This is a genomic window from Enterobacter sp. Res13-Sevr-PEC09-46, assembly GCF_015672585.1.
Lineage (GTDB): Bacteria > Pseudomonadota > Gammaproteobacteria > Enterobacterales > Enterobacteriaceae > Enterobacter > Enterobacter hormaechei_C.
Map to the genome: position 1 here is coordinate 99506 of NZ_JADABR010000015.1, position 25085 is coordinate 124590.

A 25085-nucleotide genomic window follows, 5' to 3' on the forward strand; every position below is an offset into this window, starting at 1 on the left:
CCACCCGGCACTGCTCAGAGCTGAGGAAATCCTCCATCCCCAACCCACCCGGTAAGCCGTGAATACACCACGTCCACCGCCTCTTTCACCGGCGGCGTCATCGGATAATAAAACCCGACGATGTCCGGCTGAATGCCCAGAAACAGCACCTCGCCCACGTCGTCTTTAATCTGATCCACCAGATAGTTGAGAGGCATGTTGTGGGTGGTCATCATAAACATTTCGGCGATGTCGTCCGGGTCAATCAGGCGGATCTCACCGGGGTTGAGCCCCATATCGGTGGCATCAACGATTAACAGTCTGTCCGGGCGCAGCTCGCGAATGGCCACCACGTCGTTTTCCGGCGCGCTGCCGCCGTCAATCACCACCCAGCTGCCCGGCGGGTTTGCGGCGCACAGTTCCGCCAGCAGCGGACCCGCGCCGTCGTCGCCCATCATGCTGTTGCCGACACACAGTAAAACGTCAGTCACGTAATCTCCTCACCATCAGGTAGATGGCACTCTCCTGATGAATATCGTGCAGCATGCTAAGCAGCGTTTTGCTCCACGCCTGCTGCTCGGGGGTTTGCCTGCTCAGCGCCGCGTCAAAGGCGTTGGCGAGCATCGCAATGTGGTTGGCATCGATGACGATCTCGCCGTATTTCGGCACGCCCTCCATCTTGCGCCGCGCCGTGCTGCCCTCCTCCAGCGTGGCGATCCACGCCAGGTAATCGGCCCACGGGCAGCTCAGCGCCGCCTCCAGGCAGTCGATCACCCCGAGGTGATGCCCAATCGCCAGGCTGTAATAGACCACCTGCTGCGCCGCAGCCGGCGTGGCATCGTTCTCATCAATAAACTTACGGCTCAGCTGGCTGAACACCACCGTTTCACTCATCGGATACGCGCCTCATCCACGATGCTGTTCAGGTTCGCCACGATCTCATTGAGTCGCGGATCGTTTTCCGCCTCCAGCCAGCGCGCCACCTGATGGTCGCCCTGGCTCAGCAGGCGCAGATAATCGTCGGCAATCTGGCGTCCGTAGCGGTAGCCCGCCAGCCTGCGCGCCGTGCGGTCGATCTTCACCCGCAGCGGCTGCACCATATCCGGGTGCAGGATAGTGGCTGGCTGGTTGTCCAGCTCGCCCGGCTCGCGGGCGTGGATTTTCTGCTCCAGCAGGCCGAGCGCCATGGCAAAACCGTACAGCGTCGCGGCGGGCGTCGGCGGGCAGCCCGGAATGTAGACGTCCACCGGCACGATTTTGTCGGTGCCGCCCCAGACGCAGTACAGGTCGTGGAAGATGCCGCCGCTGTTGCCGCAGGCACCGTACGAGATGCAGATTTTCGGGTCCGGCGCGGACTGCCAGGCGCGCAGCGCGGGGGATCGCATGGCGCGGGTGACGGCCCCGGTAAACAGCAGAATGTCCGCATGGCGCGGAGACGGCACCACTTTGATGCCGAAGCGCTCGGCGTCAAACAGCGGTGACAGCGTGGCGAAGATCTCAATCTCGCAGCCGTTGCAGCCGCCGCAGTCCACGCGGTAGACGTAGGCCGAGCGTTTGATTTTTTTCAGCAGCGACGCCTTCATGCTGGCGATGGATTCGTCCACCGTCATCGGCACAGGAATGCCGTTAGCATCGCGCGGGCCCAGTAGGTTTTCCATCAGCTGGCCTCTCTCATATGGCGGGTTAAATCGATGCGGTCAGACGGCAGCAGGCATTTCTGACGCTTGCACTCCGGACAGGTTTCGAAGCTTTCACGGTGATGCTCCGCGCGGACGTCGCCGTTGTGCTTCAGCAGCGCGATGGCGTAGTCGATCTCTTTTTGCACGGCGAACGGACGCTTGCAGACGCGGCAGTTGCACAGCGCAAAGCGCGACTGCTGGAGGAAGTCCTCTTTTTTCCACACCGCCAGCTCGTACTCCTGAGACAGGCGAATGGCGACCGTCGGGCAGACCTCCTCGCAGCGGCCGCAGAAGATGCAGCGCCCGAGGTTAAACTGCCATGCCAGCTCGCCGGTTTTGAGATCCGTTTCCACCGTTAAGGCATTCGACGGGCAGGCGTTGACGCAGGCCGCGCAGCCGATGCACTGCTGCGGGTTGTGCTCCGGCTTGCCGCGAAAGTTTTTATCCACCGGGATCGGCTCCAGCGGATAACTGCTGGTCTGCGCGCCGGTTTTGATCACTTTTTTGATGAAGGTAAACATGGCGAATCCTTATTTCAGCGGCGAGTTCTTACGCTCGATGCTGTAGCGCTCAAGCTCTTTGTACGGCACCACCTGGCTTTTCTTCTTGCGCACGTCCACGACGGTCATGCGGTCGGTGCAGGAGTAGCACGGGTCGAGGCTGCCGATGATCAGCGGCGCGTCAGAGACGGTGTTACCGCGCAGCATGTAGCGCAGGGTTGGCCAGTTGGCGTAGGTCGCCGCACGGCAGCGCCAGCGGTAGAGCTTCTGGTTGTCGCCGGTCATGCTCCAGTGGATGTCGTCCCCGCGCGGCGCTTCGGCAAAGCCGAGGGCAAAGCGGTTTGGAATGTAGGTGAAGCCTTCCACCATCAGCGGGCCGCCCGGCAGATTATCGAGGCCGTAGTCGATCATGTTCAGCGCGGTGAATACCTCGTTGATGCGCACCTTCAGACGGGAGATGACGTCGCAGCCCTGCTCGCTGTGCACGGTCATCGGCAGCAGGCCGTAGCCGACGAACGGGTGATCGGCGCGGGTATCGCGGGCGTGGCCGCTGGCGCGCACCATCGGACCAACGTTACTGAAGTCGCGGGCGATTTCCGGGTCAAGACGACCAATCCCGACGGTGCGCTGCTCAATGTTTGGCGTGCTGAGCAGCATGTCCACCAGCTCCTGCACGTCCCGCCGCATCTGCTGCGCCAGCTGGCGGGTCTGGATCATGTCGTCTTTCAGCAGGTCGCGGCGGATCCCGCCGATCAGGTTCAGGCCGTAGGTTTTACGCGCCCCGGTAAGGATCTCCGCCATCTTCATCGACGCCTCGCGCACACGGAAGAACTGCATAAACCCGGAGTCAAAGCCGACGAAGTGGCAGGCCAGGCCGAGGTTGAGCAGGTGCGAGTGCAGGCGCTCCACCTCCAGCAGAATGGCGCGGATCATCTGCGCGCGTTCCGGCACCACGATCCCCATGCCGTTTTCCACAGAGGTGGTGTAGGCGGTGCTGTGGGCAAAGCCGCAGATGCCGCACACGCGGTCAGAGAGGAACGTGACTTCGTTGTAGCCCATGCGGGTCTCCGCCAGCTTCTCCATGCCGCGGTGGACGTAGAACAGGCGGTAGTCGGCGTCGATAATGTTCTCGCCGTCGACGAACAGGCGGAAGTGGCCCGGTTCGTCGGAGGTAACGTGCAGCGGGCCAATCGGCACCACGTTATTCTTCTTGCTGCCCAGCTCGTTGATGAACTCGTAGGTTTCGCTGTCGGTGGTCGGGGCCGGGCGCTGGCGGTAGTCCATGCTGTCCTTGCGCAGCGGATAGAGTTCATCCGGCCAGTCGTCCGGCAGCACCAGGCGACGCTCGTCAGGCAGGCCAACCGGCACCAGACCATACGTGTCACGCACTTCGCGCTCGCCCCAGACGGCGGCAGGCACGCGCGGCGTGACGGAGGGGTATTCCGGTTTAGCCGGATCGACCTCTACGCGCACGGTGATCCAGCACTTCTCGCCCTGCTCCATCGACATCACGTAGTACACCGCATAGTTGCCGCACAGCTGACGCTCGTCGTTGCCGAACAGCACCGACAGCCAGCCGCCCTGCTGGTAGTAGAGAAACTCCACCACTTCCGGCAGATAGTTCACCTTAATGGTGACGGTGATCTGGTCTTTGGTTTGCCAGGACTCCTCCAGCACCACGCCCGGGAAAGCCTGATGCAATGCGGCGAGATACTGCTGACCTTTCTTTTCTTCAGACATAAACACTCTCTTTAATCACGCCACCAGCAAGGAGACGAACGCTAAAAATGCAAAACCAAAACCGGCCCAGGTGATGCGTGACGTTTCGACAAAACGCAGGCGCGCCATGCTGTTTTCAAACAGGGCAATCACCAGCACGCCGATAAGCAGCTTGAGCGCAGCCACCACCACGGCCAGCAGAAGGCCGCCCGCAGAGAAGTGCGTCATCTGCCCCCACGGGAAGAAAACGCCGACGAACATCTGCAACACCACCAGCTGCTTGAGGCTGATGCCCCACTTCAGCACCGCAAAGCCGTAGCCGCTGTATTCGGTGAGCGGCCCCTCCTGTAATTCCTGCTCCGCTTCCGCGAGATCGAACGGCAGCTTGCCCATCTCGATAAAGGTGGCGAACGCGCAGGCGCAGAGCGCCAGCACCAGCGGGAGCGAACGTGAAACCGGCCAGTGGTAAACGGTGTCGGTGATAAAACTGATGTGGGTCGAGCCTGCAACCTGCGCGGCGACCCACAGCCCCAGCAGCAGAATTGGCTCAACCAGCACGCCGAGCATCGCTTCGCGGCTGGCGCCGATCCCCGTAAACGGGCTGCCGGTATCCAGACCCGCAATCGCAAAGAAGAAACGCGCGATGGCGAAGAGGTAGATCAGCGTAATCAGATCGCCCAGCACCGGCAGCGGCGAAGCCACCGTCACCACCGGCAGCGCGGTGGCGATGGTCAGCATCACGCCCACCATCACAAACGGCGTCAGGCGGAACACCCAGCCCGCGGCATCCGGCGCGACGCTCTGACGGGAGAGCAGTTTGAAGAGATCGCGGTACTCCTGGAGCACGCCAGGTCCGCGACGATTGTGCAGCCGGGCGCGCGCCACGCGCGTGATGCCCGACAGCAGCGGCGCGGCGGCGAACAGCACCAGCGCCTGAAGAATTGCCAGTAACAGACTCATGTCAGGCTCCTCGTGAAATGACAATCACCACCAGCACCGCCAGCTCGATCAGCGCCAGGCGGCGGAACAGTACGGGCACGGCGGCACCCTGCCAGCCCGGCACCCAGCCCACCGGGTTCAGCCAGTGGCGCAGCTTCAGCACGGCGGCAAAGTTCTCCTTCACCGGCATGGCGAAACCGTGGGCGGTGATGACCATCGACTGCTCGTGTTCGTAGCCGCAGGCCCACGCCGCGCCGCGCGAGCGGGAGGCGAGACGGTCGCGTCTGAAGAACAGCATCAGCACGAACGGCAGGAGCGGCGCGGCAATCAGCAGCAGCGCCATCATCGGCTGGGAAACGACGGTATGCGCCGTGACCAGCGGCAGCGGAATGGCGTGGCCCAGCAGCGGCAGCAACCACGGCGCGGCGACGCCGCCCGCGATGCAGCACAGCGCCAGTGCGACCACGCTTACGCCCATCAGTAGCGGTGCGCAGCAGGCGTTCTCAGCCTCACGCGTACGCGGTGCGCCCAGGAAGGTGACTCCGTAAACCTTCGCCATACACATCACCGCCAGCGCGCCGGTGATCGCCAGGCCCACCGCCAGCAGCGGGCCGAGTAAACGCCCGATAAACGCCTCGCTCTGGCCGAGGGCGAAGAAGGACTGATAAATCACCCACTCGCCGGCAAAGCCGTTCAGCGGCGGCAGCGCAGCCATCGCCATCAGCCCGACCAGCATCGCCAGCGAAATGACGGGCATTTTATTGCCAATCCCGCCGAGCTTTTCAATATCGCGGTGCCCGGTGCGGAACCAGACGCTGCCCGCACCGAGGAACAGGGTGCTTTTAAACAGACTGTGGTTGATAAGGTGATACAGACCGCCAATAAACCCGGCGGCAATCAGCGCCGGCTGGTTGAGCGCCAGCCCGGTGACGCCCGCGCCCATGCCGAGCAGGATAATCCCGATGTTCTCCAGGGTGTGGTACGCCAGCAGACGCTGGATGTTGTGCTCCATCAGCGCGTACAGCCCGCCGACGAACGCGGTGATCATCCCCGCAATCAGCAGCGCCACGCCCCACCACAGCGGCGGCTGACCGCCCGTCAGGGTTATCATCAGGATGCCGAACAGACCGACCTTCATCACCACGGTGGAGAACAGCGCAGCGGCCGGGGCTGAGGCATTGGCATGCGCCTGCGGCACCCAGCCGTGCAGCGGGATAATCCCGGCCAGCAGGCCAAAACCGACTACGCCCAACAGCCAGACGTCGTTGCCCAGCGGCTGACCGTTAAGCGCGGCAAAATCCAGCGTGCCGAAACGCTGCCACACCAGCCAGCAGGCCAGCGCCAGCAGCAGCGTACCGAGACGTCCGAGCGCAAACCACAGCTTGCCGGAGGCGCTGCATCCGGTCAGGAACACGCCGCACAGGGCCATGATTTCTGCCATCACCACCAGCGCGCCGAGGTTGCTGGCGATAACGGTACAGACCGCGGCGGCCATCAACAGGTTAACCAGCAGGCCGTTGGCTTTGGTGTGCTGATGTCGGTGCCAGTCGACATTAAACAGGCTGATAAACAGCCCGCACAGGCCAAAGGTTATCAGCCAGATGGCGTTCAGCGGCGTAAGCTCAACGGCGTGGTGAATCAGCGGGATGAGGGTGTCGACGGACTGGCCGTCGATCAGGACAACCCCGCCCGCCGCCAGCGTCATCAGGCTGCCGACCGCCCCACCGATACCGGCGATCACCCCGCTCAGCGTTTTATGGAAGGAGAGGAGCAGCGCCAGGACAGCGGCGGCGGCAAACCAGGCCACACCGCTGGTCATCATAACTATCGCGTTCATTTCGCCCCCTCGTTAAGCGCCCGCAGCAGCGAAAGATCGCCGACGTCGGTATTGATGGTCAGCTCGCGCTTGCGTTTGCTGGTGCGAGCGATGTCGCGGATGTTGACCAGGACCAGCGCCCGGGTCGGGCAGGTCCGCACGCAGGCCGGACCCTGCTCATCGAAGCTGCACAGATCGCACTTCACCGCAACGGCGCGAATGCCCGGCACCCAGTCCAGCAGCGTACTCACGCGTGCCGGAGCCGGTGGCGCAGGCGGCGCTTTCGCAGTATTAGCATTCGCCGGAATATGCAGCGGACGGCTGCCGGAAAACTCAATGGCGCCGAACGGACAGGCGATGCCGCACAGCTTGCAGCTCACGCACAGGCTTTCGTTCAGCTGTACCGCGCCGTCAACGCGGGTGATGGCATTGACAGGACAGACGCCCGCGCACGGGGCGTCTTCACAGTGGTGACAGAGCTGCGGGGCAGACTCTTTCTCATTACGCATGACGCGCAGGCGCGGCATGGACTGTAGCCCGTGCAGGCGGTGCGTTTCTGAGCACGCCGCCTCACAGGTCCGACAGCCAATACAGACCGTCGAGTCAGCAATTACAAAACGGTTCACCGGGTCATCCTCTGGTGATGGTCATTTTTGACGAAAAAAACTGTCTTATCGACACTTCTCGACACTCGCTTTTCAGGCCACGTTCGCGGAGGATTTTCCGTCGATCAGCTGTTTCAGGTTGACTGGCCTGTCATGCTCAACGGCGGCGTAGAGGCCGTTATAAACCGGCGCGATTTTCTCCAGATAGTGCTCCAGCACCTGCTGGCGATCGCGGTTGCTGACGTGACCGTCCACCATGCCGTCCGCCATCAGCTGCGCCCGGGCGATGCAGTGCCTGTCGCCCTCTTTCGTCTCGACGTAGTACTCAATCGTGTGGCTGTTGAAGGTCTCCGCCAGGGTGACGTAAATCGTAAAGTGACCGAACAGGACAAAACGCATATCCCCCTGCGCCGCACAGCTCATGGCGTGATGCAGATGGGCCTTCGACAGCGTGATCCCCTGGATCAGTGAATTGCAGTACAGGTGCCATTGCTCCTGGAGCTGCTGATGACGTTGCGCGATGTAATCCGCTTTTTCGCTAATTTCCCAAATAGTCATAAAAGGTATCCGGTTAATGGAGTTAGCGGCTGTTAAGCAGATTTCGTGCCAGTTTTTAATTTATTGATTTAAATGGATTTTAAAGAGATGCGCACTGTCACCGCCGCGGTGTCGACGTGTCATTTCGACAGCGTTGACATCGTCATGCCGTAACGCAAATCAAGCTGGCACCGTTATTGCATTGAAGGGGCAATTCATTAAGGAGGCGTCATGCACGAAATCACCCTCTGCCAGCGGGCACTGGAACTTATCGAACAGCAGGCAGTGCAAAACCACGCGAAACGCGTCACCGGCGTCTGGCTGAAGGTCGGGGCGTTTTCCTGCGTCGAGACCAGCGCCCTCACCTTCTGTTTTGAGCTGGTGTGCCGCGGCACGCTGGCGGAAGGGTGCGAGCTGCATATCGACGAGCAGCAGGCGGAGTGCTGGTGCGAGCAGTGTCAGCAGTACGTCACGCTGCTGTCATCGAAGGTACAGCGCTGTCCGCAGTGCCAGAGCAGCGGGCTGCGCATCGTGGCGGATGACGGTATGCAGATCCAACGCCTCGAAATCGAGAAGGAGTAATGTATGTGTAGTACCTGCGGTTGCGCTGAAGGCAACCTGTATATAGAAGGGGATGAACACCGTCCCCACTCCGCGTTTCGCTCCGCGCCCTTTTCTCCTGCCCCGCGTCCCGCGGCGGCCCTGACCGGCATCACCTTTGCCCCGCAGCGTTCCGACGCGGGCGACCTGCATTACGGCCACGGCGAAGCGGGTACGCATGCGCCGGGCATCAGCCAGCGCCAGATGCTGGAGGTGGAGATCAACGTGCTGGACAAGAATAACCAGCTCGCCGCCCGCAATCGCGCCCGCTTTGCCGCGCGCGAACAGCTGGTGCTGAACCTGGTCTCCAGCCCCGGCTCCGGTAAAACCACGCTGCTGACCGAAACCCTCAAACGGCTGAATAAACGCGTCTCCTGCGCCGTGATCGAAGGCGACCAGCAAACGGTAAACGACGCGGCGCGCATCCGCGAAACCGGTACGCCTGCGATTCAGGTCAACACCGGGAAAGGGTGCCACCTGGACGCGCAGATGATTGCCGACGCCGCCCCGCGCCTGCCGCTGGCGGATAACGGTATCCTGTTTATTGAAAACGTCGGCAACCTGGTCTGCCCGGCAAGCTTCGACCTCGGCGAGCGACATAAAGTGGCGGTGCTCTCCGTGACCGAAGGGGAAGACAAGCCGCTTAAATATCCGCATATGTTTGCCGCCGCCTCCGTCATGCTGCTGAACAAGGTCGACCTGCTGCCGTACCTGAATTTCGACGTGGATAAGTGCCTGGCTTACGCCCGGGAAGTGAACCCGGACATTGAGATCCTGCTGGTTTCCGCCACGCGCGGCGACGGGATGGACGCCTGGCTGAACTGGCTGGAGAACGAACGATGTGCATAGGCGTCCCCGGACAAATTCATTCCATCGACGGCAATCAGGCCAAAGTGGAGGTCTGCGGCATCCTGCGCGATGTCGACCTGACGCTGGTAGGCAGCCACGATGAGACCGGCGCATCGCGTCTCGGCCAGTGGGTGCTGGTCCACGTGGGTTTTGCCATGAGCGTGATTAATGAGGAAGAAGCCCGCGACACGCTGGATGCGCTACAGAATATGTTTGACGTCGAACCGGACGTGGGCGCCCTGTTGTATGGGGAGGAACGTTAACACATGCGTTACGTTGATGAATATCGCGCGCCTGAGCAGGTGTTGCAGCTTATCGATCGCCTGAAGACCCGCGCCTCGCTGCTGGACTACACGAAAGAAAAACCGCTGCGGATCATGGAGGTGTGCGGCGGACACACCCACGCCATCTTTAAATTTGGCCTCGACCAGCTGCTGCCGGAGAACATCGAGTTTATCCACGGCCCCGGCTGCCCGGTGTGCGTGCTGCCGATGGGGCGCATCGACAGCTGTATCGACATCGCCAGCCGCCCCGGTGTGATTTTTTGCACCTTTGGCGACGCCATGCGTGTACCGGGAAAAAATGGCTCGCTGCTCCAGGCGAAGGCGCGCGGCGCAGACGTGCGGATCGTCTACTCACCGATGGATGCCCTGACGCTGGCGATGGCTAATCCTGAGCGTAAGGTCGTCTTTTTCGGGCTGGGTTTTGAAACCACCATGCCCGCCACCGCCATTACCCTCCAGCAGGCGAAAGCCCGCAACGTCACTAACTTTTACTTTTTCTGCCAGCACATCACGCTTATTCCCACGCTGCGCAGCCTGCTTGAAGCGCCGGATAACGGTATCGACGCGTTTCTGGCGCCGGGCCACGTCAGCATGGTGATCGGCACAGAAGCCTACGGTTTTATCGCTGAACAGTACAATCGTCCGTTAGTGGTGGCTGGTTTCGAGCCACTTGATCTACTGCAAGGCGTGACCATGCTGGTTGAGCAGAAAATAGCGGCCCTGAGTGCGGTGGAAAATCAGTATCGTCGCGTGGTGCCCGATGCAGGTAACAGACGGGCACAGCAGGCCATAGCCGACGTGTTTAGCGTCGAAGGCGACAGCGAGTGGCGCGGACTGGGGCTGATTGCCGAATCCGGCGTGCACCTGACGCCCACGTATCGCGCCTTCGACGCCGAAGCGCATTTCCGCCCGCAGCCGCAGCAGGTGTGCGACGATCCCCGCGCCCGCTGTGGCGACGTACTCACCGGCAAATGCAAACCTCATCACTGCCCGTTATTTGGCAACGCCTGTAACCCGCAAACCGCGTTTGGCGCGCTGATGGTCTCTTCCGAAGGGGCATGCGCCGCGTGGTATCACTATCGCAACCAGGAGTGTGAAGCATGAACACGGTGGAAATGGCGCACGGAAGCGGTGGACAGGCGATGCAGCAGCTGATTAACCGGCTGTTTATGGAAGCCTTTAATAACCCCTGGCTCGCCGAGCAGGAAGATCAGGCGCGTATTGACCTCGCGGCCCTGACCGCCCACGGTGACAGGCTGGCGTTCTCTACCGACAGCTACGTGATTGACCCGCTGTTCTTCCCGGGAGGCGATATCGGCAAGCTCGCCGTCTGCGGCACGGCAAACGACGTCGCCGTCAGCGGCGCGATCCCCCGCTACCTCTCCTGCGGGTTTATCCTCGAAGAAGGGTTACCAATGGAGACGCTCACGGCGGTGGTCAACAGCATGGCGCACACCGCCCGCGAGGCGGGAATCGCCATCGTCACCGGGGATACCAAGGTGGTACAGCGCGGCGCGGCGGATAAGCTCTTCATCAACACCGCCGGGATGGGGGCGATCCCTGCCGACATTCACTGGAGCGCGCAGCAGCTTTGCGCAGGCGACGTGCTGATTGTCAGCGGCACGCTGGGCTGCCACGGGGCAACCATCCTGAACCTGCGCGAAGGCCTGGGGCTGGATGGCGAGCTGCGCAGTGACTGCGCGGTACTCACGCCGCTGATCCAGACGCTGCGCGACATGCCGGGCGTAAAAGCCCTGCGCGACGCCACGCGGGGCGGCGTGAATGCCGTCGTGCACGAGTTCGCGGCAAGCTGCGGCTGCGGGATTGAGCTGACCGAGCGCGGCCTGCCCGTTAAGCCCGCCGTGCGCGGGCTGTGCGAGCTACTAGGTCTAGACCCGCTTAACTTTGCCAATGAGGGCAAGCTGGTGATCGGCGTGGAACGCGCGGCGGCGGAAGCCGTACTTGCACAGCTGCGCGCACATCCTTTAGGGAAAGACGCGGCCATCATCGGCGACGTGGTTGAGCGCAAAGGGGTGCGCCTGACCGGGCTTTACGGCGTGAAGCGCACGCTGGATCTGCCGCACGCTGAACCGTTACCCCGAATTTGCTAGACCGCGCCAAAAGCGGTCAGCGCTGAATTTCTCTTTTTGCCAGTTTCTATTGGAAAGCAACAATGCCGTATACACCGATGAGTGATCTTGGACAGCAGGGCCTGTTTGACATCACGCGCACACTTTTACAACAGCCCGATCTCGGCGCGCTGAGCGATGCCCTGACGCGGCTGGTCAGGCAATCAGCGCTGGCGGACAGCGCCGCCATTGTGCTCTGGCATAGCGCAACCCACCGCGCGAGCTATTTCTCAACGCGTGATAACGGCAAAATCTTCGAATATGAAGATGAAACGTTTCTGGCCCACGGCCCGGTGCGGCGTATCCTCTCCCGCCCGGAAGCGCTGCACTGCAATTTTGACCAGTTTCGCCAGGCCTGGCCGAAGCTGGCAGAGAGCAATCTTTACCACCCGTTCGGCCACTACAGCATGCTGCCGCTGGCGGTGGAAGGGCAAATTTTTGGCGGCTGCGAGTTTATCCGCGATACCGACCAGCCCTGGAGCGAGGCGGAGTACGAACGCCTGCACACCTTTACCCAGATTGTGGCCGTTGTCGCGGAGCAGATCCAAAGCCGCGTCACCAATAACGTGGATTACGACCTGCTGAGCCGCGAGCGCGATAACTTCCGCATTCTGGTTGCCATCACCAACGCCGTGCTCTCCCGCCTGGACATGGATGAGTTGGTCAGCGAAGTGTCAAAAGAGATCCATCACTATTTTAAAATCGATGCCATCAGCATTGCGCTACGCGGCAACCGGAAAGGCAAGCTGAACATCTACTCCACCCACTACCTTGATGAAGCCAACCCGGCGCACGAGCAGAGCGAAGTGGACGAAGCGGGAACGCTGTCCGAGCGGGTATTTAAAAGCAAAGAGATCCTGCTGCTCAATCTCAATGAACAGGATCCGGTAGCCCCCTACGAGCGGATGTTGTTCAACACCTGGGGCAACAAGATCCAGACCCTGTGCCTGCTGCCGCTGATGTCCGGCAACACCATGCTCGGCGTGCTTAAACTGGCGCAGTGCGATGAAGCCGTATTTACCACCGCTAACCTGAAGCTGCTGCGCCAGATCGCCGAGCGTATCTCCATTGCGCTGGATAACGCCCTCGCCTATCAGGAGATCCATCGCCTGAAGGAGCGGCTGGTGGACGAAAACCTGGCGCTGACCGAGCAGCTCAACAACGTGGACAGCGAGTTTGGCGAAATCATCGGGCGCAGCGATGCCATGTACAGCGTCCTTAAGCAGGTGGAAATGGTGGCGCAGAGCGACAGCACGGTGCTGATCCTCGGTGAAACCGGTACCGGGAAAGAGCTGATTGCCCGGGCGATCCACAACCTGAGCAACCGCAATAGCCGCCGGATGGTGAAGATGAACTGCGCGGCGATGCCTGCGGGCTTACTGGAAAGCGACCTGTTCGGCCACGAGCGCGGCGCCTTTACCGGCGCCAGCAGCCAGCGGCTGGGCCGTTTTGAACTGGCGGATAAAAGCTCGTTGTTCCTCGACGAAGTGGGCGATATGCCGCTGGAGCTTCAGCCCAAGCTGCTGCGCGTTTTGCAGGAGCAGGAGTTCGAGCGCCTCGGCAGCAACAAGCTGATCCAGACCGACGTGCGTCTGATTGCCGCCACCAATCGCGATCTGAAAAAAATGGTCGCCGACCGCGAGTTTCGCAGCGATCTTTACTATCGCCTGAACGTCTTCCCGATCTGCCTGCCGCCGCTGCGCGAGCGCCCGGAAGATATTCCGCTGCTGGTGAAAGCCTTTACCGCGAAGATTGCCCGCCGGATGGGGCGAAATATCGACAGTATTCCTGCCGAAACGCTACGCACACTCTCGGCGATGGAGTGGCCGGGGAACGTGCGCGAGCTGGAAAACGTCATTGAGCGCGCGGTCCTGCTGACTCGCGGGAACGTGCTCCAGCTCTCCCTGCCAGAGGTTACTCTCTCTGAAACGACCGTGACCGCAACCGAGCTTGCGAAAGAGGGAGAAGATGAATATCAGCTCATTATGCGAGTGCTGAAGGAGACCAACGGCGTGGTAGCCGGACCGAAAGGTGCGGCGCAACGGCTGGGGCTGAAGCGTACCACCCTGCTCTCGCGCATGAAGCGTCTGGGAATCGATAAAGAGAGCCTGAATTAACCCGTCATTCCGGCGACGTCGCCCTGCGCGTAATTTGTCGCCCACTGCGGCGCGGAGCCGGTTATTTTTTGGGCCGATACTTTTCGGGTAATTCCGGAACCGGACGGCGATCGTCGATCAGATGACGGATGGTCAGAATCGGATGGCGCCATAACATACGTGGCCCTGCCCAGCGCATCACCTGCTTCATCTCTTCCCGTCGGGCGGGCTGATAACAGTGCACAGGGCACTGTTTGCAGGCAGGTTTTTCCTCACCAAACACGCATTTATCCAGCCGCTTATCGGCATAAGCCTTGAGCGCCGAATAGTGCCCCTCTTCTTTTATGGCGTGCGGACACCTGTTTTCGTACAGGGCGATCATTCTGGCGATCGTCTTTTTTTCTCGTGAAATACGTTTACCGGACATAACGTCGTCCTCAACAATAAAGTGCATTTATAATACCCTTTTATCCGCACATTTTCAGTCATTGCATTCCATTTTCTGAAGCGCCCTTCCAGAATTACCCCGCCCCCCGCTGCGTTTTACTGGTATTTTATACAGGCATAAATAACCACCTTTGACCGCATTCACCGGAGAGCTTATGCAAGAGATCGCGATCGCCAAACCCTATCGTCACTTGAAAGTGGGTTACTTCAGAAAACGTCATGAAGACCGTAAAACGAAAATTCCAAAACGCTACAGCGTACACGCAGCGCTGAGCCTGAAAGGCGACTGGCTTGAGCAAGCGGGATTTACCACCAACTCGCAGGTTCGGGTGGGCGTCGAGCACGGGAAAATCATCATTGAATTAATGGTGGAAGATGCCTCGTAAAGTCGTGACTTTTTTCTGCGCCGCACCTTTTTTTCATGCGACAATAGAAGGAACAATCGGCCATTGAGCCGCTCAAAGCGTAATATTTTCAAAGAAATGGATATCATAACTCCATGAGCACAATCGACAATTTCGACGCGCATACGCCAATGATGCAGCAGTACCTGAAGCTGAAAGCACAGCATCCGGAAATTTTGCTGTTTTACCGTATGGGCGATTTTTACGAGCTTTTTTATGACGATGCGAAACGTGCGTCTCAGCTGCTCGACATTTCCCTGACGAAACGTGGCGCGTCGGCAGGCGAGCCCATCCCGATGGCAGGTATCCCGCATCACGCGGTTGAAAACTATCTGGCGAAGCTGGTGAACCAGGGTGAGTCTGTCGCTATCTGCGAACAAATTGGCGACCCGGCCACGTCGAAAGGCCCCGTTGAGCGCAAGGTCGTACGCATCGTGACGCCGGGAACCATCAGCGATGAGGCCCTGCTTCAGGAGCGCCAGGATAACCTGCTGGCGGCGATCTGGCAGGACGGTAAAGGGTTTGGCTACGCCACGCTGGATATCAGCTCCGGTCGTTTTCGCCTGAGTGAACCGGCTGACCGTGAAACCATGGCGGCTGAACTACAGCGCACCAATCCGGCAGAACTGCTTTATGCAGAGGATTTCGCCGAGACGGCGCTGATTGAAGGTCGCCGCGGCCTGCGTCGTCGTCCACTGTGGGAGTTCGAAATTGATACCGCGCGCCAGCAGCTGAACCTGCAATTTGGCACGCGCGATTTGATTGGCTTTGGCGTAGAAAACGCCCCGCGCGGGCTGTGTGCCGCAGGCTGCCTGTTGCAGTACGTTAAGGATACGCAGCGTACCGCCCTGCCCCATATCCGTTCCATTACCATGGAGCGTCAGCAGGACAGCATCATCATGGATGCCGCCACGCGCCGCAACCTGGAGATCACTCAGAACCTCGCTGGCGGCATGGAAAATACGCTGGCGTCGGTTCTCGACAGCACGGTTACCCCCATGGGCAGCCGTATGCTCAAACGCTGGCTGCATATGCCGATCCGCAATACCGACACGCTGATCGGCCGCCAGCAAACCATTGCCGCATTGCAGGATCGTTACACCGACTTGCAGCCGGTGCTGCGTCAGGTGGGTGATCTTGAGCGTATCCTGGCGCGCCTGGCACTGCGCACCGCGCGTCCACGCGATCTTGCCCGTATGCGTCACGCGTTCCAGCAGTTGCCGGAACTGCGTGCTCAGCTGGGAGAGATCGACAGCGCGCCAGTGCAGAAGCTGCGCGAAACCATGGGCGAATTTACCGAGCTTCGCGAACTGCTGGAACGCGCCATCATTGATGCGCCGCCTGTTCTGGTGCGGGATGGCGGGGTTATTGCTCCAGGTTATAACGAAGAGCTGGACGAATGGCGTGCGCTGGCCGATGGCGCGACGGATTATCTGGATAAGCTGGAAATCCGCGAGCGTGAACGTCTGGGGCTCGACACCCTGAAAGTCGGCTACAACGCGGTACACGGTTACTATATCCAGATCAGCCGTGGGCAGAGCCACCTGGCACCTATTCACTACGTTCGCCGCCAGACGCTGAAAAATGCCGAGCGCTACATTATTCCCGAGCTGAAAGAGTACGAAGACAAAGTGCTCACGTCGAAAGGTAAAGCGCTGGCGCTGGAGAAACAGCTGTATGACGAGCTGTTCGACATCCTGATGCCGCACCTGGCTGACCTGCAACTGAGCGCCGCTGCGCTGGCCGAGCTGGATGTCCTGGTAAACCTGGCCGAGCGCGCCGATACGCTGAACTACACCTGTCCGACCTTTACTGACAAACCCGGCATTCGCATTACCGAAGGCCGCCACCCGGTGGTTGAGCAGGTGCTGAACGAACCGTTTATTGCCAACCCGTTGAACCTGTCACCGCAGCGAAGAATGCTGATCATTACCGGCCCCAACATGGGCGGTAAAAGCACCTATATGCGCCAGACAGCCCTTATCGCGCTGCTCGCCTACATCGGCAGCTACGTTCCGGCGCAGAAGGTTGAGATTGGCCCTATCGACCGTATCTTCACCCGTGTGGGTGCGGCGGACGATCTGGCGAGCGGTCGCTCTACCTTTATGGTCGAGATGACCGAAACCGCCAACATTCTGCATAACGCGACAGAGAACAGTCTGGTGTTGATGGACGAAGTAGGACGCGGTACCTCCACCTATGACGGCCTGTCCCTGGCCTGGGCGTGCGCGGAAAGTCTGGCAAATAAAATCAAGGCGCTGACGCTGTTCGCAACGCACTATTTCGAACTGACACAGCTGCCAGAGAAAATGGAAGGCGTGGCTAACGTCCACCTTGATGCGCTTGAGCACGGCGACACCATCGCCTTTATGCACACGGTGCAGGACGGCGCGGCAAGCAAGAGTTATGGCCTGGCCGTCGCGGCGCTGGCGGGCGTGCCGAAAGAGGTGATCAAGCGCGCGCGTCAGAAACTGCGTGAACTGGAAAGTTTGTCACCGAATGCGGCGGCGACGCAGATAGATGGTACGCAGATGTCACTGCTGGCAGTTCCGGAAGAGACCTCTCCGGCCGTGGAAGCGCTGGAAAATCTCGACCCGGATTCCCTGACGCCGCGACAGGCGCTGGAGTGGATTTATCGGTTGAAGAGTCTGGTTTAGTTCTCTGCGGTCTTTTTTGCCGGGTGGCGGCTTCGCCTTACCCGGCCTACAAAACCCGTAGGCCCGGTAAGCGTAGCGCCACCGGGCAAAGGACCGCACAATATTATCGCCCGGTAAGCGCAGCCGCCACCGGGCTTTTTTTACAGCAGCGGCGGGATCGTCGGCACCTGCGGCGCCTCATCAATATCCTTCTGCGTCATGCGGAACGCTTCCGGGTAATGCTCGCGGCTGGTACGGCGCAGCGGTTCGGTATCGCGCCAGGTATAAAGACAGTGCTGACACTGGTATACCGTCCAGACACCTTTCACCGGTGATGTTGCCATCACTTCAATATGTTCATCGGCACAACGTGGACAAATCATTTTTTCCTCCTTATTGACGTGCCGCCAGCATCGCGGTCAGTTTTTCGGCCCAGGCTTTGGTTTCAGGGAGATCCTGTACCGGCTGGCTGTAGTGACCACGGTTGTCCGGGGCAACAGGGGTGGTGGCATCAATGATCAGCTTGTCAGTGATCCCCGCCGGGCTGGAGCCGGGGTCAAGCTCGAGCACAGACATATTCGGTAGCTGCACCAGATCGCCTGCCGGATTGACCTTCGATGACAGCGCCCACATCACCTGCGGCAGGTTAAACGGATCGACATCTTCATCCACCATAATCACCATCTTCACGTAACCCAGACCGTGTGGCGTGGTCATGGCGCGGAGCCCGACCGCACGGGCAAAACCGCCGTAACGCTTTTTAGTGGAGATAATCGCCAGCAGACCGTGGGTGTACATGCCGTTTACCGCCTGCACTTCCGGGAATTCAGCCTTCAGCTGCTGATAGAGCGGTACGCAGGTGGCGGGCCCCATCAGATAATCAATCTCGGTCCACGGCATGCCCAGGTAGAGAGATTCGAAAATCGGTTTAGTGCGGTAAGAAACTTTGTCGATACGCACAACCGTCATGTTGCGCCCGCCGGAGTAGTGACCGGTAAACTCACCGAAGGGCCCTTCAATTTCACGTTTCCGGCCTTCAATCACCCCTTCCAGGATCACTTCCGACCCCCACGGCACATCGAAACCGGTCAGCGGAGCCGTCGCAATCGGATACGGGCTTTCACGTAGCGCACCGGCCATCTCATACTCGGATTGATCGTATTTCAGCGGCGTGGCGCCCATCAGGGTGATGATCGGATCGTTACCCAGCGTAATGGCAATTGGCAGGTCTTCGCCGCGCTCTTCTGCCTTATGCAGATGCAACGCAATATCGTGCATCGGCACCGGTTGCAGGCCGAGCTTACGCTTGCCCTTCACTTCCATACGATAGATCCCGACGTTCTGCTTGCCGAAGTGATCGGGGTCGAGCGGATCGCGGGAGACAACGCATGCTTTATCGAGATAAAAGCCCCCGTCACCGTCGTTCAGGCGAAACAGCGGCAGAATGTCGAACAGGTTAATGTCTTCCCCGTCCACCGTGTTCTGCGCCCAGGCCGGGTTTGCACGACGCTCTGGCGCGACGGGAAATTTGTCCCAGCGACGAATAAACTCGTCGATCTGTTTTTTCACCGGGGTATTCGCCGGCAGCCCCATCGAAATAGCGTGGTTTTGCCACGAGCCGATAGTGTTCATCACCACACGGGCATCGGTGAAACCGCGAATATTATCGAACCACAGCGCAGGCGCGCCATCGCCAATGCGCCCGGTAGCGTTGGCGGCCGCCGCTAAATCCGGTTCAGCGTTTACCTCTTCCTCAATTTTCAGCAGCTGCCCTTGCTCATCGAGCGCCTGCAAGAAGCTTCTCAAATCATCAAATGCCATCTTTATTCTCCTGTGAAAAATGTTTCGCTGCCTGCAAACCTTCCCAGCGTCGGGCTTTTTTATGCTCCAGACCGAACTGGTCGAGAACGCGGGTCACGATATGATGGGTAATGTCATCGGCGGTTTGCGGGTGGTTGTAGTACGCAGGCATAGGCGGCACCATCGCCACGCCCATGCGGGAAAGGGCAAGCATGTTCTCGAGATGGATGGTGCTGAGCGGCGTCTCACGGGGAACCAGCACCAGCTTGCGTCCCTCTTTCAGCACCACGTCTGCCGCACGCCCTACCAGCCCTTCGGCGTAGCCCGCGCGGATACCCGCCAGCGTTTTCATGCTGCACGGGATGACGATCATGCCGTCGGTGCGAAACGAGCCGGAGGAGATGGTGGCAGCCTGATCGGCCGGGCTATGGACGACATCCGCCAGGGCAGCAACGTCATGCGCAGTGAAGGGCGTTTCCAGCTCAATCGTGGTTTTTGCCCACTTCGACATCACCAGATGCGTTTCCACCTCCGGCATTTCCCGCAGCGCCAGCAACAACGCCACGCCTAATGGCGCACCCGTTGCGCCCGTCATTCCCACAATCAATCTCATTCAGCACCTCAATTAGTTTGTTCGTGTACGAACATATTAATTAAACTACGCCTTGATCCTGCTGCTGACAAGATCGTTCGTATACGATCACACTAATCGCTAAAAAACTCTCGCGTTAAAATTCAGCCCGAGAGCGGCTATCATAGAGGGAGTATTTTTCCGTCGGAGTGTCCATGGAGTTAAGACAAGAAGCTTTCCACCTGCTACGTCAGCTTTTTCAACAGCATACCGCCCAGTGGCAGCACGCATTGCCCGAACTGACAAAGCCACAGTATGCGGTGATGCGGTCAATTGCTGAAAATCCTGGCATTGAGCAGGTTGCCCTGACTGAAGTCGCGGTGAGCACCAAAGCGACGCTGGCAGAAATGCTGAGCCGCATGGAAGCACGCGGCCTGGTCAGGCGCGAGCACGATCCGGCGGACAAGCGCCGTCGGTTTGTCTTTCTGACGGCCGAAGGTGAGGCCCTGCTTGAGAGCAGTAAACCGATTGGAAATGAGGTGGATGAGGCGTTTTTAGGGCGCCTTAACGGCGCGGAACGAGAGCAATTTTCAGCGCTCATTAAAAAGATGATGCAGAATTAAGTAACCCTGACGCGCATAAAATCAATAAATGTTCGCACTTTCGCGGGCACATGCCGGGCATCAGGATAAACGGCATAGATGCCCTGCTGAGCGAACGTGTACGCCGGTAACAGCGAGACCAGTTCCCCTGCATCCAGTGCGTTTCGCACCAGCCACTCCGGCAGCAGCGCCACTCCACATCCCGCGAGGGCAAAAGCCTTCAGCGCCTGGGCGCTGTCTGCATACAGGCGCGGCGCTCTCTTGATCTCAAAGGAAACCGGCTGCCCATCAACGCCTCTCATCTGCCAGCGCAGCGGCGAGGTTAAACGCTCGTGAATGATCCAGTCCGCTTCCGCCAGCTGCTCCAGAGAGTTAACCGGATGGTTTGCCAGCCAGCCTGGCGTTGCCACGGGCAAGATGGTGAAGGAGGTCATCAACGCGGCGTGGTAGCGCGAATCTGCAAGCGTGCCGAGCCGGATAGCGACATCGAAGCGCTCGGCGATAAGATCGGCATGCAAAGAGGACGAGACATGCCGCACGCGAAGGTCCGGGTGCAGCTGGCTAAATTCAGCCAGCAAAGGCACCACCACCTGCGAGCCATATTCGGGCGTGGTGGTGATCCGCAGTTCTCCCGTCAGCCCGGCGTGGTTGGCGCGAACATCATCCTGCAATCGCTCTGCATCCCGTAACAGCATCACGCTTCGTTGATGAAAGAGCTTCCCCGCCTCGGTCAGCGTCAGGCGTCGGGTGGTTCGCAGCAACAGGGTGACGCCCAGCTCCTCTTCAAGCTGACGAATATGAAAGCTGACCACCGCTTTTGTCAGCCCCATCGCCTCCGCTGCGGCGGTGAAACTGCCGGTGTCCGCTACGGCGATAAACATCGCCGTACGCTGTAAATTAAGCATCGCTTGCCTGGTTAACTGTCAAAATAATGTTGACAGTATATCGTGCTTTGTCGCGTTTATCCGTAACGCGCGGGCCGATACGATACGCCACCTCACCGGAGGAACTTCCATGACGTATCGCAGCAAAATCGCCGTCGTCTTTCTGCTCGGCTTTTTCCTTGATTTGATAAACATGTTTATTGCCAGCGTCGCCTTTCCGGCGATGGCTCGTGCTTTCAATACCACACCTTCCGCGCTTGCCTGGGTAAGTAACGGATACATTGCCGGGCTGACGCTAGTCATCCCTTTCAGCAGTATCCTGACGCGCCGCGTCGGGCCGAAGCGCGTTATCCTGCTCTCACTGCTTCTCTTTAGCGCGGCCTCCGTTGCGGCGGGTCTCTCATCTTCGCTGGAAAGTCTGATTGCCTGGCGAGTCGTACAGGGCGCCGGAGGGGGTTTACTGATCCCGGTTGGTCAGGCGCTGACCTGGCAACAGTTTAAGCCTCATGAGCGGGCCAGACTCTCCTCGGCGGTGATGCTGGTCGCACTGCTTGCCCCCGCGTGCTCACCGGCTGTGGGCGGTATGCTGGTTCAGACATTCAGCTGGCGCTGGATATTTTTTGCCACCCTGCCCGTCGCCATTGTCACCTTTGCTTTGGCCTGCGCGTGGCTTAAAACAGAACCGTCGCCGATAACCCCCACCAGGACAGTAAACCTGTCTTTGCTGACGGATCCGCTGTTGCGCTTATCCATGCTTATCTATGTGTGCGTATCCGGCATTTTTATCGGCGTGAACGTAACGGGCATGTATTACCTCCAGAGCGAGGCCAATATGACACCCGCCGCAACGGGCATGCTTATGCTGCCGTGGTCTGTGGCTTCGTTTTTGGCTATCACCGCGACAGGACGCTATTTCAACCGTATCGGCCCCCGGCCGCTGGTGGTCATCGGTTGCCTTTTGCAGGCGACGGGCATTCTGCTTTTAGTTAACGTCGGCCCGGCAATGCTGCTACCTGCCGTTGCGTTTGCGCTGATGGGCGCGGGGGGAAGCCTTTGCAGCAGTACGGCTCAGAGCAGCGCGTTTTTGACGATGCGACCGGAAGATATGCCCGATGCCAGCGCGCTATGGAATCTGAATCGTCAGTTGAGCTTTTTTGCGGGCGCTCTGCTGCTGGCGCAGGCGCTGAGCTTCATGCAGGATTATGTCGCGCCGCTGGCCGCCTGGCACGGGATGTTTGTTTTTGCCGCAGTCATCACCCTACTGCCCGTACTGTACGTCTACCGTCTTAACAACACGCAGTTACTTGCGCAACTGCAACAGGAGCAACCATGACCCATTTCGAACAAGAGATCCTCGACATTCACGTCGCCCTTGAAAACTGGTTAGGTGCAGGCGAAGGCGATCGGGACGCCCTGCTCGCCCGTTTCCGTCCGGATTTTCTGATGGTTCCACCGAGTGGCAACCCTTTAGATCATCACGCGCTTGCCCAATTTTTATATGCGCAGCGGGGAACCCGACCGGGGCTCAGGATCGACATTGATGCGTTAACAACGCTTCAGACATGGGACAACGGCGCAGTGCTCCATTACCGGGAAACGCAAACCCGGCCAGGCCAGCCCGTCAACGTGCGCTGGTCAACCGCAGTGCTTAATCAGGAAGGGGATAACATCACCTGGCGTTTTCTGCACGAAACGGCGCAGCCGTAAGGCATAAAAAAGGCCCGTCTCACGACGGGCCTTTTCTGACGAATGGTTGCTTACTCGCGGAACAGCGCTTCGATATTCAGACCTTGCCCTTGCAGGATTTCACGCAGGCGGCGTAGTCCTTCAACCTGAATCTGACGAACACGTTCACGGGTCAGGCCAATCTCACGGCCGACGTCTTCCAGTGTCGCAGCTTCATACCCCAGTAAACCGAAACGACGTGCCAGCACTTCACGCTGTTTGGCGTTCAGTTCGAACAACCATTTGACGATGCTCTGTTTCATGTCATCGTCCTGCGTGGTGTCTTCCGGGCCGTTGTCTTTTTCATCGGCCAGGATGTCCAGCAGCGCTTTTTCGGAGTCGCCACCCAGCGGGGTGTCAACCGAGGTAATGCGCTCGTTGAGACGCAGCATACGGCTTACGTCATCAACCGGTTTGTCGAGTTGCTCTGCAATCTCTTCCGCACTTGGCTCGTGGTCCAGTTTATGGGACAACTCGCGCGCGGTACGCAGATAAACATTCAACTCTTTGACGATGTGGATCGGCAGTCGGATCGTACGGGTCTGGTTCATAATAGCCCGTTCGATGGTCTGACGAATCCACCAGGTCGCGTAGGTTGAGAAACGGAACCCGCGTTCCGGGTCAAACTTCTCAACTGCGCGGATGAGACCTAAGTTGCCCTCTTCAATCAGATCCAGCAGAGCCAGACCACGATTGCCGTAACGGCGGGCAATTTTCACGACCAGTCGCAGGTTACTTTCGATCATGCGACGACGCGAGGCAACATCACCACGCAAAGCACGACGTGCGAAATAGACTTCTTCTTCGGCCGTTAGCAGTGGGGAGTAACCAATCTCCCCAAGGTAAAGCTGAGTCGCGTCCAGCACACGCTGTGTGGCACCCTGCGATAACAGCTCTTCTTCAGCCAAATCGTTATCACTGGGTTCCTCTTCTACTAAGGCTTTTTCGTCAAAAGCCTCTGCTCCGTTCTCATCAAATTCCGCGTCTTCATTTAAATCATGAACTTTCAGCGTATTCTGACTCATAAGGTGGCTCCTACCCGTGATCCCTGGACGAGACACCCTGGCTGGCATGCCCCGTCAATTTATCGCTGCGGTAAATATTGCAGCGGGTTTACGGATTTCCCCTTGTAACGAATTTCAAAATGCAAGCGTGTAGAACTGGTTCCGGTGCTACCCATGGTAGCGATTTTTTGCCCCGCCTTAACTTCTTGTTGTTCCCGGACCAGCATAGTGTCGTTATGGGCGTAGGCACTCAGGTAATCATCATTATGTTTGATGATAATAAGATTACCGTAACCGCGCAGTGCGTTACCGGCATAGACAACGCGCCCGTCTGCGGTCGCGATGATTGCCTGTCCTTTACTGCCTGCGATATCGATCCCTTTGTTGCCCCCCTCAGAGGTAGCGAAGTTCTCGATAATCTTGCCGTCAGTTGGCCAGCGCCAGGTGGTGATTGACGAGCTGGCATTCTGACTGCTTGCAGTCGGTACAGTAGAGCTAACCACAGGTGCCGTAGTCGGTGCTGTGACAACAGTCGCAGTACCTTTATTATTCGGCAACATTTTGTTAGCACTCTGATCACCTGAATCCTCAGAATACGTAATTACAGGTTGTGAAGCAACCACCGTGGTGGTTTTTTGTGCAGGGGTGACGCTGTTATTTTGCGCAGTTACGTCGGCCGCTGAAACGGTGTTGCCTGGCGTAAGCGGTGTCCCCGTCGCGTTGCCAACCTGAAGCGTTTGCCCGACTTCCAGACCATACGGGGCCTGGACGTTGTTTCGCTGTGCCAGATCGCGGAAATCGTTCCCGGTGATCCAGGCAATATAGAACAGCGTATCGCCGCGCTTCACGGTATAGGTGCTGCCGCCGGTATAGCTACCTTTCGGAATGTTCCCATACTTACGGTTATACACTATGCGGCCATTTTCGGTCTGAACAGGCTGATCCACTGGCTGAATCTGCGAAGGCTGCGTAACTGGACGCTGAACCGGCTGGATCTGCGGAGTTTGCTGCGCCGTGGACGTGCCCATTTTAGGCGGAGGGGTAATCAACATTCCGCTGGACGTGTTACCCGAGCCGCTGGTTCCATTGACGGAACTGACGGGCGCAGGTGCATTGTCAGAACTTGTACAGCCTGCCAGCCAGAGCGAAACCAGTGATAATGCCGCAACACGGCTGATGGTGAATTTTGGGCTTCCCGCGCTCATTTATCCCCCAGGAATGTGTTAACTACCAGTGACTTAAAAATAACCGTGATGGCACGAACCTATCGCGCCACACCA

28 protein-coding genes are annotated in these 25085 nt (G+C 59.0%); 12 read left to right on the plus strand and 16 right to left on the minus strand.

The window, feature by feature from the left end:
• Positions 1–14: 14 nt before the first annotated feature.
• The 9 genes from hycI to hycA form a co-directional block, all read right to left on the minus strand.
• The gene (hycI, locus tag IMQ56_RS08495; RefSeq protein ID WP_047726648.1) at positions 15–470 is read right to left on the minus strand and encodes a hydrogenase maturation peptidase HycI; all 456 of its coding nucleotides are present in this window, start codon (positions 468–470) and stop codon (positions 15–17) included.
• Positions 463–873: a formate hydrogenlyase maturation HycH family protein gene (locus IMQ56_RS08500; protein ID WP_062938000.1), complete on the minus strand. Its 411-nt coding sequence runs from the start codon at positions 871–873 to the stop codon at positions 463–465. The genes hycI and IMQ56_RS08500 overlap by 8 nt, the downstream gene beginning before the upstream one ends.
• Entirely contained in the window at positions 870–1637 is a 768-nt protein-coding gene (locus IMQ56_RS08505; RefSeq protein ID WP_032669323.1) for an NADH-quinone oxidoreductase subunit B family protein, read from the minus strand. Before IMQ56_RS08505 ends, IMQ56_RS08500 begins: the two co-directional genes overlap by 4 nt.
• A complete protein-coding gene (locus IMQ56_RS08510) occupies positions 1637–2179 on the minus strand; it encodes a formate hydrogenlyase complex iron-sulfur subunit (protein ID WP_003862138.1) in 543 nt (180 codons plus the stop codon). The genes IMQ56_RS08505 and IMQ56_RS08510 overlap by 1 nt, the downstream gene beginning before the upstream one ends.
• A gap of 9 nt (positions 2180–2188) precedes the next feature.
• On the minus strand, positions 2189–3898 hold the full coding sequence (gene hycE, locus IMQ56_RS08515) for a formate hydrogenlyase subunit HycE (protein WP_196063848.1): 1710 nt from the start codon (positions 3896–3898) through the stop codon (positions 2189–2191).
• A gap of 15 nt (positions 3899–3913) precedes the next feature.
• Positions 3914–4837: a respiratory chain complex I subunit 1 family protein gene (locus IMQ56_RS08520; protein ID WP_047054367.1), complete on the minus strand. Its 924-nt coding sequence runs from the start codon at positions 4835–4837 to the stop codon at positions 3914–3916.
• A 1-nt stretch (position 4838) separates the two neighbouring features.
• Complete coding sequence (gene hycC / locus IMQ56_RS08525) at positions 4839–6653, minus strand: formate hydrogenlyase subunit 3 (RefSeq protein WP_196063849.1); 1815 nt, start codon at positions 6651–6653, stop codon at positions 4839–4841.
• A complete protein-coding gene (locus IMQ56_RS08530; protein ID WP_017382803.1) occupies positions 6650–7258 on the minus strand; it encodes a 4Fe-4S dicluster domain-containing protein in 609 nt (202 codons plus the stop codon). The genes hycC and IMQ56_RS08530 overlap by 4 nt, the downstream gene beginning before the upstream one ends.
• 72 nt (positions 7259–7330) lie before the next feature.
• Complete coding sequence (gene hycA / locus IMQ56_RS08535) at positions 7331–7795, minus strand: formate hydrogenlyase regulator HycA (RefSeq protein WP_017382804.1); 465 nt, start codon at positions 7793–7795, stop codon at positions 7331–7333.
• A gap of 210 nt (positions 7796–8005) precedes the next feature.
• On the opposite strand from hycA, the gene hypA reads away from it, so the two are divergent.
• The 6 genes from hypA (at position 8006) to flhA (ending at position 13753) form a co-directional block, all read left to right on the plus strand.
• Complete coding sequence (gene hypA, locus IMQ56_RS08540; protein WP_015571694.1) at positions 8006–8356, plus strand: hydrogenase maturation nickel metallochaperone HypA; 351 nt, start codon at positions 8006–8008, stop codon at positions 8354–8356.
• 3 nt (positions 8357–8359) lie between these two features.
• Positions 8360–9223, plus strand: coding sequence for a hydrogenase nickel incorporation protein HypB (gene hypB / locus IMQ56_RS08545; protein WP_063404456.1), 864 nt, complete (start codon positions 8360–8362; stop codon positions 9221–9223).
• Positions 9214–9486, plus strand: coding sequence for a HypC/HybG/HupF family hydrogenase formation chaperone (locus tag IMQ56_RS08550; RefSeq protein WP_003862132.1), 273 nt, complete (start codon positions 9214–9216; stop codon positions 9484–9486). The genes hypB and IMQ56_RS08550 overlap by 10 nt, the downstream gene beginning before the upstream one ends.
• A 3-nt stretch (positions 9487–9489) precedes the next feature.
• Positions 9490–10611, plus strand: a complete 1122-nt coding sequence (gene hypD, locus IMQ56_RS08555; RefSeq protein ID WP_032671927.1) for a hydrogenase formation protein HypD — start codon at positions 9490–9492, stop codon at positions 10609–10611.
• Positions 10608–11618, plus strand: coding sequence for a hydrogenase expression/formation protein HypE (gene hypE, locus IMQ56_RS08560; RefSeq protein WP_023295335.1), 1011 nt, complete (start codon positions 10608–10610; stop codon positions 11616–11618). Before hypD ends, hypE begins: the two co-directional genes overlap by 4 nt.
• A gap of 62 nt (positions 11619–11680) precedes the next feature.
• Entirely contained in the window at positions 11681–13753 is a 2073-nt protein-coding gene (gene flhA, locus IMQ56_RS08565) for a formate hydrogenlyase transcriptional activator FlhA (protein ID WP_032669319.1), read from the plus strand.
• Positions 13754–13814: 61 nt separating this feature from the next.
• Here flhA and IMQ56_RS08570 read toward each other — a convergent pair whose 3' ends face one another.
• Complete coding sequence (locus IMQ56_RS08570) at positions 13815–14159, minus strand: nitrous oxide-stimulated promoter family protein (protein WP_022649174.1); 345 nt, start codon at positions 14157–14159, stop codon at positions 13815–13817.
• Positions 14160–14334: 175 nt separating this feature from the next.
• On the opposite strand from IMQ56_RS08570, the gene IMQ56_RS08575 reads away from it, so the two are divergent.
• A complete protein-coding gene (locus tag IMQ56_RS08575; RefSeq protein WP_017692767.1) occupies positions 14335–14565 on the plus strand; it encodes a SymE family type I addiction module toxin in 231 nt (76 codons plus the stop codon).
• 113 nt (positions 14566–14678) lie between these two features.
• Positions 14679–17240, plus strand: coding sequence for a DNA mismatch repair protein MutS (gene mutS, locus IMQ56_RS08580; RefSeq protein ID WP_017692766.1), 2562 nt, complete (start codon positions 14679–14681; stop codon positions 17238–17240).
• Between the two features lie 140 nt (positions 17241–17380).
• Here the strand turns inward: mutS and IMQ56_RS08585 are convergent, their stop codons facing one another.
• Genes IMQ56_RS08585 through IMQ56_RS08595 form a run of 3 tightly spaced genes read right to left on the minus strand, consistent with a single transcriptional unit; the run spans position 17381 to position 19632 of the window.
• Positions 17381–17602 carry a non-oxidative hydroxyarylic acid decarboxylases subunit D gene (locus IMQ56_RS08585; RefSeq protein ID WP_003862116.1) on the minus strand — a complete coding sequence of 74 codons (222 nt, stop codon included), beginning with the start codon at positions 17600–17602 and terminating at the stop codon, positions 17381–17383.
• 10 nt (positions 17603–17612) lie between these two features.
• Positions 17613–19040 carry a non-oxidative hydroxyarylic acid decarboxylases subunit C gene (locus IMQ56_RS08590; RefSeq protein WP_196063850.1) on the minus strand — a complete coding sequence of 476 codons (1428 nt, stop codon included), beginning with the start codon at positions 19038–19040 and terminating at the stop codon, positions 17613–17615.
• Positions 19030–19632, minus strand: coding sequence for a non-oxidative hydroxyarylic acid decarboxylases subunit B (locus tag IMQ56_RS08595; protein WP_017382811.1), 603 nt, complete (start codon positions 19630–19632; stop codon positions 19030–19032). Before IMQ56_RS08595 ends, IMQ56_RS08590 begins: the two co-directional genes overlap by 11 nt.
• A gap of 173 nt (positions 19633–19805) precedes the next feature.
• On the opposite strand from IMQ56_RS08595, the gene IMQ56_RS08600 reads away from it, so the two are divergent.
• Entirely contained in the window at positions 19806–20213 is a 408-nt protein-coding gene (locus IMQ56_RS08600; RefSeq protein WP_017382812.1) for a MarR family transcriptional regulator, read from the plus strand.
• Here the strand turns inward: IMQ56_RS08600 and IMQ56_RS08605 are convergent.
• Complete coding sequence (locus IMQ56_RS08605; protein WP_017382813.1) at positions 20210–21097, minus strand: LysR family transcriptional regulator; 888 nt, start codon at positions 21095–21097, stop codon at positions 20210–20212. The genes IMQ56_RS08600 and IMQ56_RS08605 overlap by 4 nt on opposite strands.
• 109 nt (positions 21098–21206) lie before the next feature.
• Here IMQ56_RS08605 and IMQ56_RS08610 point away from each other — a divergent pair, with 109 nt between their 5' ends.
• Both IMQ56_RS08610 and IMQ56_RS08615 read left to right on the plus strand, forming a co-directional pair.
• Entirely contained in the window at positions 21207–22409 is a 1203-nt protein-coding gene (locus IMQ56_RS08610; RefSeq protein WP_196063851.1) for an MFS transporter, read from the plus strand.
• A complete protein-coding gene (locus tag IMQ56_RS08615; protein WP_017382815.1) occupies positions 22406–22783 on the plus strand; it encodes a DUF4440 domain-containing protein in 378 nt (125 codons plus the stop codon). Before IMQ56_RS08610 ends, IMQ56_RS08615 begins: the two co-directional genes overlap by 4 nt.
• Positions 22784–22833: 50 nt before the next feature.
• Here IMQ56_RS08615 and rpoS read toward each other — a convergent pair whose 3' ends face one another.
• Positions 22834–23826, minus strand: a complete 993-nt coding sequence (rpoS, locus tag IMQ56_RS08620; protein ID WP_013098493.1) for an RNA polymerase sigma factor RpoS — start codon at positions 23824–23826, stop codon at positions 22834–22836.
• A gap of 59 nt (positions 23827–23885) precedes the next feature.
• On the minus strand, positions 23886–24959 hold the full coding sequence (gene nlpD / locus IMQ56_RS08625) for a murein hydrolase activator NlpD (protein ID WP_223864621.1): 1074 nt from the start codon (positions 24957–24959) through the stop codon (positions 23886–23888).
• Between nlpD and IMQ56_RS22995 the strand changes: the two genes are divergently transcribed.
• Complete coding sequence (locus IMQ56_RS22995; protein ID WP_336624881.1) at positions 24901–25032, plus strand: peptidase; 132 nt, start codon at positions 24901–24903, stop codon at positions 25030–25032. The two genes, nlpD and IMQ56_RS22995, sit on opposite strands and share 59 nt — an antisense overlap.
• The last annotated feature ends 53 nt before the right edge of the window (positions 25033–25085 follow it).

Coding starts and splice junctions, on each gene's coding strand:
- IMQ56_RS08500 (WP_062938000.1), bottom strand. CDS start 873: ATGAGTGAAACGGTGGTGTTCAGCCAGCTGAGCCGTAAGTTTATTGAT.
- IMQ56_RS08505 (WP_032669323.1), bottom strand. CDS start 1,637: ATGGAAAACCTACTGGGCCCGCGCGATGCTAACGGCATTCCTGTGCCG.
- IMQ56_RS08510 (WP_003862138.1), bottom strand. CDS start 2,179: ATGTTTACCTTCATCAAAAAAGTGATCAAAACCGGCGCGCAGACCAGC.
- hycE (WP_196063848.1), bottom strand. CDS start 3,898: ATGTCTGAAGAAAAGAAAGGTCAGCAGTATCTCGCCGCATTGCATCAG.
- IMQ56_RS08520 (WP_047054367.1), bottom strand. CDS start 4,837: ATGAGTCTGTTACTGGCAATTCTTCAGGCGCTGGTGCTGTTCGCCGCC.
- hycC (WP_196063849.1), bottom strand. CDS start 6,653: ATGAACGCGATAGTTATGATGACCAGCGGTGTGGCCTGGTTTGCCGCC.
- hycA (WP_017382804.1), bottom strand. CDS start 7,795: ATGACTATTTGGGAAATTAGCGAAAAAGCGGATTACATCGCGCAACGT.
- hypA (WP_015571694.1), top strand. CDS start 8,006: ATGCACGAAATCACCCTCTGCCAGCGGGCACTGGAACTTATCGAACAG.
- hypB (WP_063404456.1), top strand. CDS start 8,360: ATGTGTAGTACCTGCGGTTGCGCTGAAGGCAACCTGTATATAGAAGGG.
- IMQ56_RS08550 (WP_003862132.1), top strand. CDS start 9,214: ATGTGCATAGGCGTCCCCGGACAAATTCATTCCATCGACGGCAATCAG.
- hypD (WP_032671927.1), top strand. CDS start 9,490: ATGCGTTACGTTGATGAATATCGCGCGCCTGAGCAGGTGTTGCAGCTT.
- hypE (WP_023295335.1), top strand. CDS start 10,608: ATGAACACGGTGGAAATGGCGCACGGAAGCGGTGGACAGGCGATGCAG.
- flhA (WP_032669319.1), top strand. CDS start 11,681: ATGCCGTATACACCGATGAGTGATCTTGGACAGCAGGGCCTGTTTGAC.
- IMQ56_RS08570 (WP_022649174.1), bottom strand. CDS start 14,159: ATGTCCGGTAAACGTATTTCACGAGAAAAAAAGACGATCGCCAGAATG.
- IMQ56_RS08575 (WP_017692767.1), top strand. CDS start 14,335: ATGCAAGAGATCGCGATCGCCAAACCCTATCGTCACTTGAAAGTGGGT.
- mutS (WP_017692766.1), top strand. CDS start 14,679: ATGAGCACAATCGACAATTTCGACGCGCATACGCCAATGATGCAGCAG.
- IMQ56_RS08585 (WP_003862116.1), bottom strand. CDS start 17,602: ATGATTTGTCCACGTTGTGCCGATGAACATATTGAAGTGATGGCAACA.
- IMQ56_RS08590 (WP_196063850.1), bottom strand. CDS start 19,040: ATGGCATTTGATGATTTGAGAAGCTTCTTGCAGGCGCTCGATGAGCAA.
- IMQ56_RS08595 (WP_017382811.1), bottom strand. CDS start 19,632: ATGAGATTGATTGTGGGAATGACGGGCGCAACGGGTGCGCCATTAGGC.
- IMQ56_RS08600 (WP_017382812.1), top strand. CDS start 19,806: ATGGAGTTAAGACAAGAAGCTTTCCACCTGCTACGTCAGCTTTTTCAA.
- IMQ56_RS08605 (WP_017382813.1), bottom strand. CDS start 21,097: ATGCTTAATTTACAGCGTACGGCGATGTTTATCGCCGTAGCGGACACC.
- IMQ56_RS08610 (WP_196063851.1), top strand. CDS start 21,207: ATGACGTATCGCAGCAAAATCGCCGTCGTCTTTCTGCTCGGCTTTTTC.
- IMQ56_RS08615 (WP_017382815.1), top strand. CDS start 22,406: ATGACCCATTTCGAACAAGAGATCCTCGACATTCACGTCGCCCTTGAA.
- rpoS (WP_013098493.1), bottom strand. CDS start 23,826: ATGAGTCAGAATACGCTGAAAGTTCATGATTTAAATGAAGACGCGGAA.